Annotated in this window: 11 protein-coding genes and 1 pseudogene; 6 read left to right on the top strand and 6 right to left on the bottom strand. The window is 69.9% G+C overall.

All coding sequences use genetic code 11. From position 1 onward, the window contains the following. Nucleotides 1–285 precede the first annotated feature (285 nt). Entirely contained in the window at nt 286–996 is a 711-nt protein-coding gene (locus FVA80_RS23270) for an MgtC/SapB family protein (protein WP_147910049.1), read from the top strand. A gap of 75 nt (nt 997–1,071) precedes the next feature. Here FVA80_RS23270 and FVA80_RS23275 read toward each other — a convergent pair whose 3' ends face one another. Continuing rightward, a complete protein-coding gene (locus FVA80_RS23275; protein WP_246692098.1) occupies nt 1,072–1,404 on the bottom strand; it encodes a hypothetical protein in 333 nt (110 codons plus the stop codon). Between the two features lie 366 nt (nt 1,405–1,770). Here FVA80_RS23275 and FVA80_RS23280 point away from each other — a divergent pair, with 366 nt between their 5' ends. The 4 genes from FVA80_RS23280 (at nt 1,771) to rnhA (ending at nt 5,450) form a co-directional block, all read left to right on the top strand. Then, nucleotides 1,771–2,616 carry an NlpC/P60 family protein gene (locus FVA80_RS23280; protein ID WP_147910047.1) on the top strand — a complete coding sequence of 282 codons (846 nt, stop codon included), beginning with the start codon at nt 1,771–1,773 and terminating at the stop codon, nt 2,614–2,616. A 133-nt stretch (nt 2,617–2,749) separates the two neighbouring features. Then, nucleotides 2,750–3,751: a 4-hydroxy-3-methylbut-2-enyl diphosphate reductase gene (ispH, locus tag FVA80_RS23285; RefSeq protein ID WP_147855115.1), complete on the top strand. Its 1,002-nt coding sequence runs from the start codon at nt 2,750–2,752 to the stop codon at nt 3,749–3,751. Between the two features lie 252 nt (nt 3,752–4,003). Beyond that, nucleotides 4,004–4,969 carry a homoserine kinase gene (gene thrB, locus FVA80_RS23290; protein ID WP_147910046.1) on the top strand — a complete coding sequence of 322 codons (966 nt, stop codon included), beginning with the start codon at nt 4,004–4,006 and terminating at the stop codon, nt 4,967–4,969. Nucleotides 4,970–4,976: 7 nt separating this feature from the next. Next, complete coding sequence (gene rnhA, locus FVA80_RS23295; protein WP_147855113.1) at nt 4,977–5,450, top strand: ribonuclease HI; 474 nt, start codon at nt 4,977–4,979, stop codon at nt 5,448–5,450. Nucleotides 5,451–6,100: 650 nt separating this feature from the next. Here rnhA and zwf read toward each other — a convergent pair. Then, nucleotides 6,101–7,627, bottom strand: coding sequence for a glucose-6-phosphate dehydrogenase (gene zwf / locus FVA80_RS23310; RefSeq protein WP_147910045.1), 1,527 nt, complete (start codon nt 7,625–7,627; stop codon nt 6,101–6,103). Between the two features lie 118 nt (nt 7,628–7,745). Here zwf and dmeF point away from each other — a divergent pair, with 118 nt between their 5' ends. Beyond that, nucleotides 7,746–8,744 (top strand): CDF family Co(II)/Ni(II) efflux transporter DmeF, encoded by a 999-nt coding sequence (gene dmeF / locus FVA80_RS23315; RefSeq protein ID WP_147910044.1) that lies wholly within the window; start codon nt 7,746–7,748, stop codon nt 8,742–8,744. 97 nt (nt 8,745–8,841) lie between these two features. Here dmeF and FVA80_RS32225 read toward each other — a convergent pair whose 3' ends face one another. The 4 genes and pseudogenes from FVA80_RS32225 to FVA80_RS23335 form a co-directional block, all read right to left on the bottom strand. Then, entirely contained in the window at nt 8,842–11,406 is a 2,565-nt protein-coding gene (locus tag FVA80_RS32225; RefSeq protein WP_348644592.1) for an efflux transporter outer membrane subunit, read from the bottom strand. A gap of 269 nt (nt 11,407–11,675) precedes the next feature. Then, nucleotides 11,676–14,057, bottom strand: a pseudogene (locus tag FVA80_RS23325) (efflux RND transporter permease subunit); the annotation flags it as partial. Further along, nucleotides 14,054–14,509 (bottom strand): DUF559 domain-containing protein, encoded by a 456-nt coding sequence (locus tag FVA80_RS23330; RefSeq protein WP_246692453.1) that lies wholly within the window; start codon nt 14,507–14,509, stop codon nt 14,054–14,056. The pseudogene FVA80_RS23325 and the gene FVA80_RS23330, both read right to left, overlap by 4 nt. Before the next feature lie 131 nt (nt 14,510–14,640). Then, nucleotides 14,641–17,766: an MdtB/MuxB family multidrug efflux RND transporter permease subunit gene (locus FVA80_RS23335; RefSeq protein ID WP_147910041.1), complete on the bottom strand. Its 3,126-nt coding sequence runs from the start codon at nt 17,764–17,766 to the stop codon at nt 14,641–14,643. Nucleotides 17,767–17,773: the final 7 nt, after the last annotated feature.

Below are 17,773 nucleotides of genomic sequence, written 5' to 3' on the forward strand. Positions count from 1 at the left end.
GCCGTGTCCTGCATCCTGCACGTCTCCTCGGCCCGGGTCCCGTATTCATGAGGGATCCTCAGGTTGAGGCCGGTGTGCCCGCTGCCCGGTGGGGCCGTCAATCCCGGCCGGTTCCGCCTCCGGCCCGTGCCGAGCGTCATCCCGGGGGCCGGTTGCCGGATTCCGGGAAAAGGTGATGCAAAACCAAGGGCCTGGTGCGCCGTCCCGGATCCGCTATCCCGGACGGCGCGCCGAGCCGGCCATGATGTCACGGTTTCGTCACCTCTCGCCTCGCAAGAGACCGCCATGACCAGCTACGCCGCCATCCCCGAGGAATTCAAATCCGCCATCGGCCTGATCGTCGCCTTCGTGCTCGGCACGGCGATCGGGGCCGAGCGGCAGTACCGGCAGCGCACCGCCGGCCTGCGCACCGCGGTGCTGGTGGCGATCGGCGCCTCGGCCTTCGTCGATCTCGGCATGCGGCTGACCGGCCCGGACGGCGGGGTCCGCACGGTGGCCTACGTGATCTCCGGCATCGGCTTCCTGGGCGCCGGCGTGATCATGAAGGAGGGGATGAACGTGCGCGGCCTCAACACGGCCGCCACCCTGTGGTGCTCCGCCGCCGTGGGGGCGTTCTGCGGCGCCGACTTGCCGCTGGAGGCGGTGTTCGTCACCGTCACGGTGCTGACCTGCAACACGGCGCTCCGGCCCCTGGTGAACGCCATCAACTGCGCCCCGATCCGCGAATCCTCCACCGAGGCGACCTACGAGGTCCAGGTGACCACCGCGCCCGGCGAGGCCGGTCCCGCCCAGGACCTGCTGGTCGAGCGCCTGGAGGCGGCGAACTATCCGGTCAGCAACGTCGAGGTCGAGGAGCGCGGCGGGGGCGCGGTCGACGTGGTCGCGACGCTGACGGCCAGCGCCGTCAAGGCGAGCGAGCTGGATGCGGTCACGGCCGATCTCGCCAAGGCGCCGGGCATCCGCCACGCCACCTGGTCGGTCCAGACCGCCGATTGATGGTCGGGGACTTTGCGTCGCGCGGGGCTGAAGCCGCCGCGCCGACGCCCGCACGGTGGGGTGGCCCCGGCCCTGTCAGCGCGGCGGGGCAAGCGGACGGGTGCGGCGCTCGATCACCACGGTCGGGCGGGTGCGACGCTCGACCACCACGGTGCGGGGCGCCCGGCTGGGGCTGGCATGGGTCAGGATCCGCTCCGGCATCCGCTCCGGCTTGGCCTTCTTGGCCGCCAGGACGTGCGGGCGGACCTCGTCGACCGGAAGCCCGATCAGGCCCGCGGCGATCTCGACCTGCTGCTCGACATCGTCGGCCAGGTCCTGGGCGGCGGCGACCGCCTCGTTCACCGTGGGCGGCTCGCGGCGCACGCGGATCGGCGGCAGGTCGGCGAAGCTCTTCTGCGTCTTCTTCACGGGGCGACTCGCGGTCATCATCGAACAGACATAGCGCCTTCCGCGCCGGTTGTGCAGTGCATCATAATCGGCGGCTGCCCGTCCGGGGAACATGTCTTGGGCTGGAATACCGCATACGGCACGCCGTTACCCCCGCTCCACAGGGCGAACATCATCCGCGCGCCGGTCGGCGCTGCGCTGCGGCATAATAACGCGGGCCCGCGCGGGGTGCCAAGCGGGGATCGCGATCCCCGTCCCGGACCGGGCGGAGACCGTCCGGAGCCTCGTGCCGACGGGTGGGCCGAACCTCCGGGATGAGCGGAAACCCGAGGCCGCGCGCATCGGCCGGGATCCGGTCCCCCGGACGATGCGCTAGGCTCGCGCGCCATGGCCGAATCACTCGATCCCCGCCTCACCCCGGCCCGTCCGGACATCGCCGACATCCGGTTGCGCGGCCGGGTTACGGCGGAGCGCTTCGTCGCCGCCGCCCCGCGCCGGGTCGTGGCGCCGGCGGCGCCGTTGCGCCGGGCGCCGTCGGCGGAGGCCGGGCTCGACACCGAGGCGCTGCTCGGCGACGCCGTGGACCTCTACGCCGAACAGGATGGGTTCGCCTTCGTGCAACTCGTCCGGGACGGCTATGTCGGCTACCTGCCGGCCGATTGCCTCGGCCCCGCCGCACCCGAGCCGACCCACAGGGTCACGGCGGTGCGCACCTTCCTGTATCCCGAGCCCGACCTGAAGCGGCCGGTGCGCGCCCATCTCAGCCTCGGCGCGCGCCTCGTCGTCACCGGCGAGGCCGGGGCCTATTTCGAGACCCCCGGCGGCTACGTCTTCGCGCGCCACTGCGCCCCGCTGGCGCAGCACGAGCCCGACTACGCGGCCACGGCCGAGCGGCTCGCAGGGATTCCCTATCTCTGGGGCGGCCGTACCAGCCTGGGGCTCGATTGCTCGGGTCTCGTGCAGCTCTGCCTCGACGCCGCCGGCCTCCCCTGCCCGCGCGACGCCGACATGCAGGAGCGGGGCCTAGGCCGGGCGCTGCCGCTCGCCCTCGACGGATTGCGCCGGGGCGACTTCGTGTTCTGGCGCGGCCATGTCGGGCTGATGCGCGACTCCGAGACGCTGATCCACGCCAACGGCCACCACATGGCGGTGGCGGCGGAGCCGCTGGCCGGCGCGGTGGCCCGGATCCGGGAGAACAGTTTCGGGGCGGTGACCGGGATCCGCCGGCTCTAGGTCGAGGATCCGGGCACCCCGGGTCCAAAACGCGCGGCAAACGTGCTACAGGGACGCTCCGCGGTCGTCTTCCTGCCCGGTTCGCAGTCCAGGACCGTTGACAGGACAGCCCCGCCCTCGCCACATCGACACCATGACCGCAGACCTCGCGTCCCTCGCGCCCGCTCAGGGCACCACCGGCAAGCCGCCGCTGGAGATCCTGCTCTGTGCCCCACGCGGCTTCTGCGCCGGCGTGGTGCGGGCCATCGACGTGGTCGAGCGGGCTCTCGCCCTCTACGGGCCGCCCGTCTACGTCCGGCACGAGATCGTCCACAACAAGTACGTGGTCGAGAGCCTGAAGCGGAAGGGCGCGGTGTTCGTCCGCGAACTCGACGAGGTGCCCGACAGCGGCGCCCCGGTGATCTTCTCCGCCCACGGCGTGGCCAAGACCGTGCCGGCCAACGCCGATTCCCGCGGGCTCACGACCATCGACGCCACCTGTCCGCTGGTCACCAAGGTCCACCGCGAGGCCGAGATCCACCACAAGCGCGGCCGCCACGTGCTGCTGGTCGGCCATTCCGGCCATCCCGAGGTGGTGGGCACCATGGGCCAGCTGCCCAAGGGCTCGATCACCCTGGTGGAGGATCTGGACCAGATCCAGGCCCTGACGCCCGAGAATCCCAACAACCTCGCCTGGGTCACCCAGACGACCCTGTCGGTCGACGACACCCGCCACATCGTCGAAGCGCTCAAGAAGAAGTTCCCGAACATCACCGGGCCGCACAAGGACGACATCTGCTACGCCACCACCAACCGCCAGGAGGCGGTGAAGCAGGTGGCCCCGCTGGTGGACGCCCTGATCGTGGTCGGCTCCTCGAACTCCTCGAACTCCCAGCGCCTGCGCGAGGTCGCCGAGCGCGTCGGCTGCCCGATCACCCGCCTCGTGCTGCGCGCCGAGGAGATCGACTGGCCGGCCTTCGAGGGCATCCGCAAGCTCGGCCTCACCGCCGGCGCCTCGGCCCCCGAGGTGCTGGTCGAGGAGATCATCGAGGCCTTCGCCGCGCGCTACGACGTGATCGTCGACACCGTCTCGACCGTGGTCGAGGACATGGTCTTCCCGCTGCCGCGCGAGCTGCGCAGCGAAGCGGCCGAGTAGGCCGCGCCAGGATCCCGCCCCCGACCCAGGAGGGGGCCTATCCCGTCCAACCCCTTCATCCCGAGGTGATGGGGTGTACCGGAGGGCGCGAAGGAGACCTCCAGGGATCGTGCGGCCGTCTGGAGCGCTCCTTCGAAGCCGCTCCGCAGCACCTCAGGATGAGGCAGCGGGTCGGAAAACCGGGTCCGTCGTGTCGCTGTGCGATCCTTCGACGATCCTGAAACGCCCAAGAAGAAACCCGAGCGCGAACACGTGGCCGTCTACACCGAGGTATCCGACGCGGCGCTCTCCGAGTTCCTGTCCGCCTATTCCATCGGCAGCCTGCTCTCCTTCAAGGGCATCGCCGAGGGTGTCGAGAATTCCAACTTCTTCCTGCAGACCACCCAGGGCTGCTACATCCTGACCCTCTACGAGAAGCGGGTGCGGGCGGGGGACCTGCCGTTCTTCCTCGGGCTGATGGAGCACCTCTCCGCGCGCGGCCTCGCCTGTCCGCAGCCTGTGCGGGACCGAGCCGGCACGGCGCTCGGGGAGCTCTGCGGTCGGCCGGCCGCCATCGTCAGCTTCCTCGAGGGTGTCTCGGTCAAGACACCCGGCGTCGGGCATTGCCGGGAACTCGGCCGGGCCCTCGCCGAGCTGCACGCGGCCGGCGCCGATTTCGCGATGGTGCGCGAGAACAGCCTGTCGGTGGCGTCCTGGCGCCCGCTCTTCGCGCAGGCCGAGGCCCAGGCCGATTCGGTGGCGCCGGGCCTGGCGGAGCGCACCCGCGCCGACCTCGCACGGCTGGAAGCCGCCTGGCCCCGGAACCTGCCGGGCGGGGTGATCCACGCGGATCTGTTCACCGACAACGTATTCTTCATCGGCGACAGCCTCTCCGGGCTGATCGACTTCTACTTCGCCTGCACGGACGCGTTCGCGTACGACCTCGCGGTCTGCCTCAACGCCTGGTGCTTCGAGGCCGACGGTACCTTCCACCGGGACATGGCCGCGGCGTTGATTGCCGGCTACGAAGCGGTGCGGCCGCTGGAATCCGCCGAGGTCGCGGCGCTGCCGATCCTGTGTCGGGGCGCAGCGCTCCGCTTCATGCTGACCCGTCTGGTCGATTGGCTGAACGTGCCGCCCGGCGCCCTGGTGAAGCCCAAGGACCCACGGGAGTTCGATCGCCGGCTCACCTTCCATCGCCAGGCGCGGGACGCGCGGGATTACGGGCGGCAGGCCTGAGGGACGGATGAGCACCGAGACGACCGAGACCGCAACCGAGCCCATGCGGGTGAAGATCTACACGGACGGCGCCTGCTCGGGGAATCCCGGCCCGGGCGGCTGGGGCGCGATCCTGATCTTCGGCGATACCCAGAAGGAGCTCTCGGGCGGCGAGGCGCACACCACCAACAACCGCATGGAGATCCTGGCGGCGATCGAGTCCCTGGAGGCGCTCAAGCGCCCCTGCCGGGTCGACCTGTTCACGGACTCGCAGTACCTGCGCCAGGGCATCACCAGCTGGATCCACAACTGGAAGGCCCGGGGCTGGCGCACCGCCGACAAGAAGCCGGTGAAGAACGAGGATCTCTGGCGCCGGATCGATACGGCCAACGCCCGCCACGAGGTGGCGTGGCATTGGGTCAAGGGCCATGCCAGCGACCCGCTGAACAACCGGGTCGACGCGCTCGCCGTGGCCGCGATGCTGCCGTTCAAGCGACGCTGAGATCGCTCCGGATATCGGCTTCGGTCTCGGACGCTCAACGCGACCGAGGCGGCCCTTGCAGAGCGGCGTGCAAGACCCGGAGCATTCGAACGGAAACATCTTCGACGTCGTAGACGATGATGTACCGGCGATGACGATCAGATCGCGTGTGCCGGCGACACGGCCCGGACGCCCGAGAGCGGGACGATCCACCAAGCGGGCGGTCGTCTCGGCGAACCGCTCATCGGGCGCGATGGCAGCCGCTGGTCTTGGAATCGAGCCGTTGCCGTGTGGCTGTCCGCCCGGCAGCGAACCGCGCTTCCACGCCCTCGGCGGGGATCACACGGCCCCTATTGGCAGAATCCAGTCCGATCTGAACCTGCCGGCGAAACCAAGCGTCATGCTCGATCTCGTCCCGCTGCGGCCTGACGTATGCCTGCATGACGTCACGCAGGAGCTTCGCGCAATTACGGTCGCGATCTGTGCGACCTGGGAGAATTCATTCGTCAGGGTTTATCGACCGGAAAGGTGAATGTCGCCGCGCCCGAAGTCGCCGCCCCTTTGTTCGACGGAACATCTCCATGACGGTCGGAGGGCGACACGTCGCGGCCAACTCGAAAACGACCGGATCCGATGACGTGGCCGTCGGATCCGGCATGGCTGTGCGGTCCTCAATCCGTCTTGCCGTCGAGACCCAGCCAGTGGCGGCCGTCCCGGGCCAGGAGGTCGTCCGCCTCCTTGGGCCCGGTGCTGCCGGCCGGATAGGGCTTCACGTCCGCCTGCGGCCAGCCCTGGAGCAGCGGATCCACCGCCGACCAGCCGGCCTCGATGTTGTCGGCCCGCTGGAACAGGGTCGCGTCGCCGATCATGCAATCGTACAGCAGGGTCTCGTAGCCTACATTCGGCTGGTCGGCGAAGAAGTCCTTGTAGCGGAACGCGGCGCTCACCCGGCCGATCTTCATCTCCGGGCCCGGGACCTTCACGTTGAACTCGGTGCCGACCCCATGGTCCGGGTCGATCATGATCCGCATCACCGTGGGTCCGAGGTCGGCGTTCGGGGTGTCCTCGAACATCTTGAACGGGGCCGGCTTGAACAACACGGCGATCTCGGTGCGCCGCCCGGTCATGCGCTTTCCGGTGCGGACGTAGAACGGCACGCCGGCCCAGCGCCAGTTCTCAATGTTGAGCTTGAGGGCGATGTAGGTCTCGGTGACCGAGTCCTTGGCGACGTGCGGCTCGTCGCGGTAGCCCGGCACGTCGCGCCCCTCGGAGGTGCCCGCCGTGTACTGGCCGCGCACCGCGTCCTCCGGGGGGATCGGCTGGACGGCCTGGGCGAGCTTGGCCTTCTCCGAGCGCACCGCCTCGGCGCCGAACGAGTTCGGCGGCTCCATGGCGACCATGCAGAGCAGCTGGAACATGTGGTTGGGCACCATGTCCCGGAGCGCCCCGGTCGGCTCGTAGAAGCCGCCGCGCTCCTCGACGCCCACGGTCTCGGCCGCGGTGATCTGGATGCTGTCGATGTATTCCCGCCGCCAGACCGGCTCGAGGAGGCCGTTGGCGAAGCGGAACGCCATGATCGACTGGACCGTCTCCTTACCCAGGAAGTGGTCGATGCGGTAGAACTGGCTCTCGTCGGCCTGCTTCAGGATCCGGGCGTTGAGTTCCCGGGCCGAGGCGAGATCCGAGCCGAACGGCTTCTCGATCACCACCCGGCGGAAGTCGCCGTCCTCCTGCTTGAGCAGGCCGGCCTGGCCGAGGCCGTCCACGATCGTGCCGAAGAACCGGGCCGCCACCGCGCAGTAGAACACCGCGCTGCCCTTCACCTTGTCTTTGACCGCCGCGAAGGTCTCGGGCTTCTCGAAATCGCCCTTCAGGTAGTGCAGCCGGTCGCGGATGAAGCCCCAGCTCTTGGGGTCGATGTGGTCGGCGTGGAACTCCGAGGTCGGATCCTTGCTGAACGCCTCCAGGGTCTGGGTGAGATTGTCCCGCAGGGACTCGTCGGTGCCGTCGGAATGATCGACGCCCAGGATGGAGAAACCCTCCGGCAGGAGCCCGGCCCCGGCGAGGTTGTAGAGCGAGGGCATCAGGAGGCGCTTGGTCAGGTCGCCGCCGGCCCCGAAGATCACCAGCGTGCAGGGCGGCGCCGGCTTGGTGCCGCTGGCCGCATCGTCCTTGAGGGCTATCGTCTGCTCGGCCATGCCTGGCTCCTTTCGGGCTGCACTGCAGCAAATCGGCGTGACAACCCACCGGTAGCAATGCCCGTTCCGACAGCGTCTCTCTATGCTGCTGCGATCGGACAGCGGTGGAGAATCGCGCATGCATACCCACTCCCTCGAACCCTGGAGCCACGGCCACGTGTTCCTGGGAGACCGTCATGACCGGCACGCGCGCCGGACCTGGGCGGTGGTGGCGCTGACCGCGGCCACGATGGTGGTCGAGATCGTCGGCGGCACCTGGTACGGCTCGATGGCGCTGGTCGCCGACGGCTGGCACATGTCGACCCATGCGGCGGCGCTCGGCATCGCGGCCCTGGCCTACCGCTTCGCCCGGCGCCACGCGGAGGATCCGCGATTCAGCTTCGGCACCGGCAAGTTCGGGGATCTGGCGGCCTTCGCCAGCGCGGTCATCCTGGGCCTGATCGCCCTGCTGATCGGCGCCGAGAGCCTCGTCCGGCTGCTCCACCCGGCGCCGATCGGCTTCGGGTCGGCCATCCCGATCGCCGTCCTCGGACTCGTGGTGAACCTCGCCAGCGTCTGGCTCCTGCACGACGACCACGACGATCACGGGGATCACGGCCACGCCCAGGGCGGCCACAGCCAGGGCGGCCACAGCCATGGCGGTCATGGTCATGGTCATGGTGGTCATGGTCATGGCGGCCACGACACCAACTTCCGTGCCGCCTACATCCACGTGATGGCCGATGCGCTGACCTCGGTCCTGGCGATCGCCGCCCTGCTGGGCGGGCGCTATCTCGGCCTCGCCTGGCTCGATCCGGCCATGGGCCTGGTCGGCACGGTGGTGATCCTGGCCTGGTCCTGGACCCTCCTGCGCACGGCGGGCCTCGTGCTGCTCGATGCCCGGCCGTCCCCGGCCGCCACGGCCGACATCCGCGCCCGCCTGGAGACGGAGGGCGACCGGGTGAGCGACCTGCACCTCTGGCAGGTCGGTCCGGGCCACCGCGCCGCGGTGATCGCGCTCGTCAGCGACAACCCGCAGCCGCCCACGCACTACAAGGCCCGGCTCGCCGGGGTGCGCGGTTTGAGCCACGTCACGGTGGAGGTGCAGCCCTGCCCGGGACACGCGGAACACGGCTGATCCGGGATCCCGAAGGGCTCAGCCCTTCGGCGGTGCACGGGCGCGGAGCCCCAGATACCTGGGCAAAGCCCGACATCAGGGGCCGGGATCGTGCGCCTCACTCGTCCGGGCGGACGGCCTGGCCGCCTCGGTCGATCGGCAGGGTCGGACCCTTCAGTTCGGCATCGCTCGGCAGGGCGCGGACGTCCCAGCCGCCGCCCAGCGCCCGGATCAGGGTGACCGCCGCGGTGAAGCGGTTGAGCCGGACCTGGAGGGCGTTGATCTCGTTGCTCACGAGCAGGCCCTGCGCGGTCACCACCGTGGTGAAGTTCTGCGTGCCGGCCCGGTACTCGTTGAGGGTGATCTCCACGGCCCTGCGGGACGATTCGACCGCCGCGTCCTGGGCACTCTGCTGCAGGCCGAGGATGCGCAGGGCCGCCATCTGGTTCTCGACCTCCGCCAGGGCGGCGAGCACCACCTGCCGGTAATTGGCCACCGCCGCGTCGTAGCCGGCTTCGGCCGAGCGCACCGCCGCCGTGCGGGCGCCGCCGTCGAACAGGACCTCGGTCCCCGCGGCGGTCGCCGACCAGACCTGGTTGGCGGCCGAGAACAGGCCGTTGCGGGTCAGACCCGAGATGCCGCCCTGGGCCGAGATCGTCACCGTGGGGTAGAAAGCGGCGACCGCGACGCCGATCCGCTCGCTCTGGCCCTGAACCAAGCGCTCGGCCTGGGCGACATCCGGCCGCCGCTCGAGCAGGTCGGACGGGATCCCGACCGGCACGGTGGGCGGGTTGCGGCCGATGCCGGCCACCGGGATCGTCACCTCCGAGGGCGGTCGCCCGATCAGGGTCGCGATGGCGTTGACGTACTGTACCCGGGTCAGCCGGATCGCGATGGCCTGGGCCTCGATGGTCTGGACCTGGGTCTGCGCCGTGATCACGTCCGAGCGGGCCGCGACCCCGGCCGCGTACTGGTTCTCGGTGATGCCGAGCGTCTTCTTGAAGTTCGCGACGTTCTCGTCGAGCACCCTCTGGAGGGCGTCGGCGTAGCGCACGGTCAGGTAGTCGGCCGCGACCTCGGCCTGGATGGTCAGCCGGGTCGCGGCGATCGTGGCGGCGTCGGCTTGGGCCAGCGCCGCCTCGCTCTCGATATTCCGGCGGGTGCCGCCGAACAGGTCGAGTTCCCAGCTCGCCTGTCCGAGCAGCGCGGCGCTGGTGCGCGCGGTGTTGCCGCTGCCGGTCCGGGTGATGCTCGGGGCGCCGACAACGGTCGGGTACAGGGCGGCCTGGGCCGAGGCGACCAGGGCCCGGGCTTGCCGGTAATTCGCCACCGCCTGCCGGAGGGACTGGTTGTCGACATCCACGAGGCGGATCAGGCGGTCGAGGGTCGGGTCCTTGAACACCCGCCACCAGTCGCCGCGCTCCGCCGCGTCGTTGGGCCGGGCCTCGCGCCAGCCCTTCTTGCGCGCCGCCACGACAGCCGCGCTGTCCTCCCGCTTGCCGCCCTCCCGGTAGGCGAGCGGGGTCTCGACCGAGGGCCGGGCATAGTCGGGGCCGACCACGCAGCCGGCCAGTGCGGGGATGAGGGGGAGATAGAGAATATGGCGCAGCCCGAGGCCGCGAGCGCGTCTCCCTCCCCCCTTCGCGGGGGAGGGTGGCACGGCCGTCAGGCCGGGTCGGGAGAGGGGAGCGACGGTGCCGGAGAGGTCGCGACGGGCGACACATCGTGAACCGTCGCGCTGCCCCTCTCCCGACTCCCTCCGGGGCCCACCCTCCCCCGCAGAGGGGGGAGGGAATGCGCGCGCAGCGTCGCTCCCATCGATCGATGATGCGTGCTCGGCGCCGAGAGAGCGAGGCGCGCGCGTCGGGGCCGCCGGTGTTTCACGTGAAAACGAACGCATCACTCTCCGGCCGGCAATGCCGCTGCGCCGCCGGGCCCGGCGCCGCTGGCGGCGGGCGAGCACCCGGTGCCGGAGGCGGTCGAGGGTCAGGTAGACGACGGGGGTGGTGTACAGGGTCAGGATCTGGCTCACGATCAATCCGCCCACGATGGCGATGCCCAGGGGCCGGCGCAGCTCGGCCCCCTCGCCGGTGGCCAGGATCAGCGGCACGGCCCCCAGCATGGCGGCGAGCGTGGTCATCATGATCGGCCGGAAGCGCACGAGACAGGCCTCGCGGATCGCATCCACGGGATTCGCCCCCCGGGTCCGCTCGGCGTCCAGCGCCACGTCGATCATCATGATCGCGTTCTTCTTCACGATGCCGATGAGCAGGAACACCGCGATCAGCGCGATGATGGTGAATTCGGTGCCGGTCACCAGCAGGGCCAGCACCGCGCCGACGCCGGCCGACGGCAGGGTCGAGAGGATCGTCAGCGGGTGCACGAAGCTCTCGTACAGGATACCCAGCACCGCGTAGACCGCCAGGATCGCGGCCAGGATCAGCAGCGGCTGGCGCGAGGCCGAGGCCACGTAGTTCTTGGCCGCGCCGGCATACTCGCCGTGGATCGTCGCCGGCAGCCGCAGGGACGCCATCGCCCGGTCGATCGCCGCGGTGGCGTCCGACAGGCTCTTGCCCGGTGCGAGGTTGAACGAGATCGTTGTGGCGACGAACAGGCCCTGGTGGCTCACCTGGACGGGGGCGCTGCCCGGCTCGATCCGGGCGAAGGCCGAGAGCGGCACCATGGTCTCCTTGGCGGCCGAGACCGGTGCGCTCGAGGAGGCGCCGCCTTTGCTCGCCGCGATGGCGTTGGAGGAGGCGTTGCGGGCGGAGTCGGAGGCGATCGCGGCGGCGTTCGAAGCGGCATCGGCCGTGCTGGTGGCGGCCGCCGCGGCGGCTCCGGTGGACGCGCCGCCGACCGCCCCCGTGGCGGTCGTGGCCCCGTGGAGGGCGCGGCGCCGCTGCCCGGGCTGCTGGTGCCGGTGGCCGCGTTGGTGTTGACGCCGCCCGCTGCCGCGACGGTGCCGGCCACCGCGTTGGTGATGGCCGCGCCCGGCGCGTTGCCCCCGGAGGTCGAGACGAAGATCTGCTTCAGCGTCTCGGGGGATTCCAGGTAGCGCGGGGCGATCTCCATCACGACGTGGTACTGGTTCAGGGGGTTGTAGATGGTCGAGACCTGGCGTTGGCCGAAGGCGTCGTACAGGGTGTTGTCGATCTTATTCGGGGTGATGCCGTACCGGAACGCGGTGGCGCGGTCGATCACCACCCGGGTCTCCAGCCCGCCCTCCTGCTGGTCGGAGGTGACGTCCGCGAAGGTCGGGTCCTTCTGGAGGGCGGCGACCAGCTTCGGGGCGGCGGCGAACAGCTCCTCGGCGGTGTCGCCCTGGAGGGTGTACTGGTACTGGGCGAAGCTCTGGCGGCCGCCCATCTGCAGGTCCTGGCGCGGGAAGACGTAGAGGCGCGCGCCCGCGACCTGGGCGAGCTTCGGCCGGAGCCGCGCCATGACGGCCGAGATCGGCGCCCGCTCGCCGATGGGCTTGAGCCCGATGAACACGTTGGCCGAGTTGGTGCCGCGGCCGCCCGTGAATCCGACGACGCTCTCCACCGCCGGATCCGCGCCCACGATGGTGGTGGCCTGCCGGAGCTTGGTCTCCATGGACTGGAACGAGATGCGCTGGTCGGCCTGGACGCCGCCCATCATCTGGCCGGTATCCTGCTCGGGGAAGAACCCCTTCGGCACGATGATGTAGAGGTAGACGTTGAGCCCCACGGTGGCGAGCAGGCTCAGCAGCACCAGCCGCGGATGGGCGAGCGCCACCGACAGAGTCCGGGCATAGGCGTCGAGCAGCCAGGAGAAGCCGCCCTCCAAGCCGCGGATCAGGATGTTCGGCCGGCGTCCCGCCGCGCGTCCGTGCCCCTCGGCCCGCAAAAGGCGGGCGCACATCATCGGCGTCGTGGTCAGTGAAAGGACCAAGGAAATCAGGATCGACAGCGACAGGGTGACGGAGAATTCCTGGAAGATCCGTCCGATCAGGCCGCCCATCAGCAGGATCGGCAGGAACACCGCGATGAGCGACAGGCTCATCGAGATCACCGTGAAGCCGACCTCCCGGGCGCCGATCAGCGCCGCCTGCAACCGGGGCTTGCCGTCCTCGATGTGGCGCTGGACGTTCTCCAGCACCACGATGGCGTCGTCGACCACGAAGCCGGTGCCGATGATCAGGGCCGTGAGCGACAGGATGTTGAGCGAGTAGCCGAGCAGGTACATCGCCGAGAAGGTGCCGATGATCGAGATCGGCACCGCCACCGCGGGGATCAGGGTCGCCCGGCCGGAGCGCAGGAAGGCGAACACCACCAGGATCACGAGGCCGACCGCAACCAGCAGGGTCTCCTCGGTGGCCGCGAGCGATGCCCGGATCGTGGCGCTGCGGTCGCCGGTGAGCTTGATGTCGATGCCGCCGGGCAGCGCCGCGGTGAGCTGCGGCAGCGCCTTCTTCACCGCGTCGATGGTCTCTACCACGTTGGCGCCGGGCTGCTTGTAGACGAACAGCAGCACGCCGGCCTTGCCGTTGACGATGCCGAGGTTGCGCTTGTCCTCGACGCCGTCGAGCACTTCGCCCACATCCGTGAGCTTCACCGCGGCGCCGTTGCGGTAGGCCACGATGATGTCGCGGTAATCCTCGGCCTTGCGGCCCTGGTCGTTGGCGTAGAGCTGGTAGCGCCGGCCGCCGGCGTCGATCTCGCCCTTGGGCGAGTTGGCGTTGGCCGAGGCGAGCGCCGCCCGGATGCCCTCCAGGCCGATGCCGTAGTTGAACAGGGCGGTGGGATCGAGCTCCACCCGTACCGCCGGCAGGGACGAGCCGCCGATATCGACGTTGCCGACGCCGGGCAGCTGCGACAGCTTCTGCTGCACCACGGTGGCGGCCGAATCGTAGACCTGGCCGCGGGTCAGCGTGTCCGAGGTCATGCCGAGAATGATGATCGGCGTGTCGGCGGGGTTGAACTTCCGGTAGGTCGGGTTCTGCCGGAGCGAGGCCGGCAGGTCGGCGCGCGCCGCGTTGATCGCCGCCTGGACGTCGCGCGCCGCGCCGTCGATGTCCCGGTTCAGGCCGAACAGCAGCACGATCCGGGTGGAGCCGAGCGAGTTCGTGGACGTCATCTCGTTGACGTCCGCGATGGCGCCGAGCCGCCGCTCCAGGGGGGCCGCCACGGTGGTCGCCATGGTCTCGGGCGAGCCGCCCGGCATCTGGGCCTGGACCAGGATGACCGGGAAGTCGATCTGCGGCAGCGGCGCCACCGGCAGCTTCAGGAACGCGAACAGGCCGGCGAGCAGCACGCCGATCGTGAGCAGCGTGGTCGCGACCGGCCGGCGGATGAACGGCTCGGAGATGTTCACGGGCGGTGCCTCCCGTGGTGGTCCTGGCGGAGCGCTGCGTGCTTGTCGGAAGAGGCGCAACCGGCTCCGCGCATCTCCCTCCCCCCGCTGCGGGGGAGGGATAGGGCGCGCGCCTCGACGGCCTCGCCGACCCTGTCGAGGACCAGACCGAGATTGCTCAGCACGAGATCGTTCGGGAAGCGCAGGACCTCGAAGCCCTGGCTTTTCAGCCACGCATCGCGCTGCGCGTCACGGCGACGACGCGCGTCGGTCTCGTGCGGTTCACCGTCCAGCTCGACGATCAATCGTGCGGAAGCACAGAGGAAATCGGCGATATAGGGCGGGATCGGAACTTGCCGGCTGAACTTGAGTCCGTGAAAGCGCCCGGCACGCACCTGCTGCCAGAAGAGATCCTCCGCACGGGTCCGCTCGCGGCGCTGGCCTTTCGCGAAGGTGCGCAGGCGGGGCGAGATCGCTTCGAAGCGGCGCCCGTCGGCACGGAGTGAGCCACATCCTGCACCGTCGCTCCCCTCTCCCGACCCCCTTCGGGGGCCACCCTCCCCCGCAGAGGGGGGAGGGAGAGGCGCGGAATCGTCCCGGCCCCTCATGGTACCGCCTCGCCGCTTTCGAGGGCGGGCCCCCGCCGCCCGGCGATCCGTCGCTCCAGCCGATCGAAGGCCAGATAGATCACCGGGGTCGTGAACAGGGTCAGCACCTGGCTGACGATCAGGCCGCCGGCGATACAGATGCCGAGCGGCTGGCGCAGCTCCGAGCCGACGCCGGTGCCGAGGATCAGCGGCACCGCCGCGAACAGGGCGGCCAGCGTCGTCATCAGGATCGGGCGGAAGCGCAGCAGGCAGGCCTGGAAGATCGCCTCCCGGGGATCGAGCCCGTCCTCGCGCTCGGCCTGCAGCGCGAAGTCGATCATCATGATCGCGTTCTTCTTCACGATGCCGATCAAGAGCACGATGCCGATCACCGCGATGATGTCGAGGGACAGGCCGAACAGCATCAGGCCGAGCAGCGCCCCGATCCCGGCCGACGGCAGGGTCGACAGGATCGTGATCGGGTGGATGAAGCTCTCGTAGAGCACGCCCAGCACGATGTAGACGGTGATGATCGCCGCGAGCACCAGGAACAGCTCGTTGCTGAGCGCCGACTGGAACGCGAAGACCGAGCCCTGCGGCACCACCCGGAACGAGGGCGGCAGGTCGATCGCGGCCTTGGCCTGCTCGATCGCCTCCACGGCCTGCCCGAGGGCCGCGCCGGGGGCGAGGTTGAACGACACCGTGGTGGCCGGGAACTGACCGAGATGCGAGATCAGCAGGGGCGCCCGCCGCTCGCTGATCCGCGCCACCGCGGAGAGCGGCACCTGGCCGTTGGTGGCCGTCGAGGACGGCAGGTAGATCGTGTCGAGGCTGCGCAGGGTGGTGTGCAGGTTCGGGTCGGCCTCCAGGATCACCCGGTACTGGTTGGATTGGGTGAAGATGGTCGAGATGATCCGTTGGCCGAAGGCGTCGTAGAGGGCGTTGTCGATGGTCGCCGGGGTGATGCCGTAGCGGCCGGCGGTGGGACGGTCGATGGTGACGTAGGCGGCGAGCCCCTGCGCCTGGTGGTCGCTCGCGACGTCGGCCACCACCGGGGATTTCGCCAGGGCTTCGGTGAAGCGCGGAACCCAGGTCTCGAAATCGTTGAGGTTCGGGGTCTCCAGGATGAGCTGGTATTGGGTCGCCGAGACCGCGGTGTCGATGGTCAGGTCCTGGACCGGCTGCATGTACAGGCGCATGCCGGGCTCGGCCCGGGCCGCCTCCGTGATCCGTCGGATGATCGCGCCGGCCGAGTCCGTCCGCTGGTCGCGCGGCTTGAGGTTGATCAGCATCCGGCCGGAATTGAGCGTGACGTTCTGGCCGTCGACCCCGATGAACGAGGACAGGCTGGCGACGTCCGGGTCCTTCAGGATCAGCGCGGCCATCCGCTGCTGGCGCTCGGCCATGGCCGCGTAGGAGACGGACTGGTCCGCCTGCGTGATGCCCTGGATCACCCCGGTATCCTGGACCGGGAAGAAGCCCTTGGGGATCACCACGAACAGGTAGACGGTCAGCACCAGGGTGCCGAGCGCCACCAGCAGGGTCAGACCCTGATGGTTCAGCACCACCCGGAGCGCCCGGCCGTAGGCGGCGATCGTACCGTCGGTGGCGCGCCGCCCGGCGCGCGCGAACACGCCCTCGCGGCGGCAGATTTTGGCCTCGGGCGCGTGCTTGAGCAGGCGCGCGCACAGCATCGGCACCAGGGTCAGCGACACGACCGCGGAGATCACGATGGTGGCGGCCAGCGTGATGGCGAATTCGTGGAACAGGCGCCCGACCACGTCGCCCATGAACAGCAGCGGGATCAGCACCGCGATCAGCGAGACGGTGAGCGAGATGATGGTGAAGCCGATCTCGCGCGACCCCTTCAGGGACGCCTCCAGGGGCGAATCGCCGGCCTCCACGTGGCGGGCGATGTTCTCGATCACCACGATGGCGTCGTCGACCACGAAGCCGGTCGCGATGGTCAGGGCCATCAGCGACAGGTTGTCGAGGGAGAAGCCGTACAGGTCCATCACCGACAGGGCGCCGATCAGCGACAGGGGCACCGACAGGCTCGGGATCAGCGTCGCCGACAGGCTGCGCAGGAACAGGAAGATCACCAGCACGACCAGCGCGATCGCAAGCCCCAGCTCGAACTGCACGTCCTCCACGGAGGCCCGAATCGTGGTGGTGCGGTCGGTGAGCGGCGCCACCGCGACGGAGGTCGGCAGGCTCGCCTGCATCTGCGGCAGCAGCGCCTTGATCTTGTCGACCGTGGCGATGACGTTGGCGCCCGGCTGGCGCTGGATGTTCAGGATGACCGCGGGCGTGGTGTCGGCCCAGGCGCCGAGCTTGGTGTTCTCCGGCCCCTCGACCACGTCGGCGACCTCCGAGAGCATCACCGGGGCGCCGTTGCGATACGCGATGATCGCCGCGTTGTAGGCCTTCGGGTCGCGGATCTGGTCGTTGGCGTTGATCGGGTAGGATTGCTTCGGCCCGTCGATCGAGCCCTTGGGGGTGTTGACGTTGAGGTTGGTGATGGTGGTGCGCAGGTCGTCGATGTTCAGCCCGTAGGCGGCGAGCGCCCGGGCGTTGAACCGCACCCGGATCGCCGGACGCTGGCCTCCCGAGATGCTGACCAGGCCGACGCCGGCCACCTGGCTGATCTTTTGGGCGAGCCGCGATTCCGCGAGGTCGCGCACCTGGGTCAGCGGCAGGGTCTTCGACGTGAGGGCCAGGGTCAGCACCGGGGCGTCGGCCGGGTTGACCTTGGCGTAGATCGGCGGCGCCGGCAGGTCCGAGGGGAGCAGGTTGCCGGCGGCGTTGATCGCCGCCTGGACCTGCTGCTCGGCGATGTCGAGGGGCAGGTCGAGGTTGAACTGCAGCGTGATGACCGAGGCGCCCGCCGAGGATTGCGAGGTCATCTGGTTGAGGTTGGCGAGCTGGCCGAACTGTCGCTCCAGCGGCGCCGTGACCGAGGAGGTCATCACCTCGGGGCTCGCGCCCGGATAGAAGGTCTGGACCTGGATCGTCGGGTAATCGACGGCTGGCAGCGCCGAGACCGGCAGGTTCAGGTACGAGACGCCGCCGACGATCAGGATCGCCAGCATCAGCAGCGTCGTGGCGACCGGACGAAGGATGAAGAGGCGGGACGGGTTCATGGCAGGC

The organism is Methylobacterium sp. WL1 (assembly GCF_008000895.1).
Classification (GTDB): Bacteria; Pseudomonadota; Alphaproteobacteria; order Rhizobiales; family Beijerinckiaceae; genus Methylobacterium.

Bases quoted from the DNA above. Each gene is read 5' to 3' on its own strand.
- ispH (WP_147855115.1), top strand. From the start codon at position 2,750: ATGACCGCAGACCTCGCGTCCCTCGCGCCCGCTCAGGGCACCACCGGC.
- FVA80_RS23335 (WP_147910041.1), bottom strand. From the start codon at position 17,766: ATGAACCCGTCCCGCCTCTTCATCCTTCGTCCGGTCGCCACGACGCTG.
- FVA80_RS23280 (WP_147910047.1), top strand. From the start codon at position 1,771: ATGGCCGAATCACTCGATCCCCGCCTCACCCCGGCCCGTCCGGACATC.
- FVA80_RS32225 (WP_348644592.1), bottom strand. From the start codon at position 11,406: ATGGTGCCGCTCTCGGCCTTCGCCCGGATCGAGCCGGGCAGCGCCCCC.
- dmeF (WP_147910044.1), top strand. From the start codon at position 7,746: ATGCATACCCACTCCCTCGAACCCTGGAGCCACGGCCACGTGTTCCTG.
- rnhA (WP_147855113.1), top strand. From the start codon at position 4,977: ATGAGCACCGAGACGACCGAGACCGCAACCGAGCCCATGCGGGTGAAG.
- FVA80_RS23270 (WP_147910049.1), top strand. From the start codon at position 286: ATGACCAGCTACGCCGCCATCCCCGAGGAATTCAAATCCGCCATCGGC.
- zwf (WP_147910045.1), bottom strand. From the start codon at position 7,627: ATGGCCGAGCAGACGATAGCCCTCAAGGACGATGCGGCCAGCGGCACC.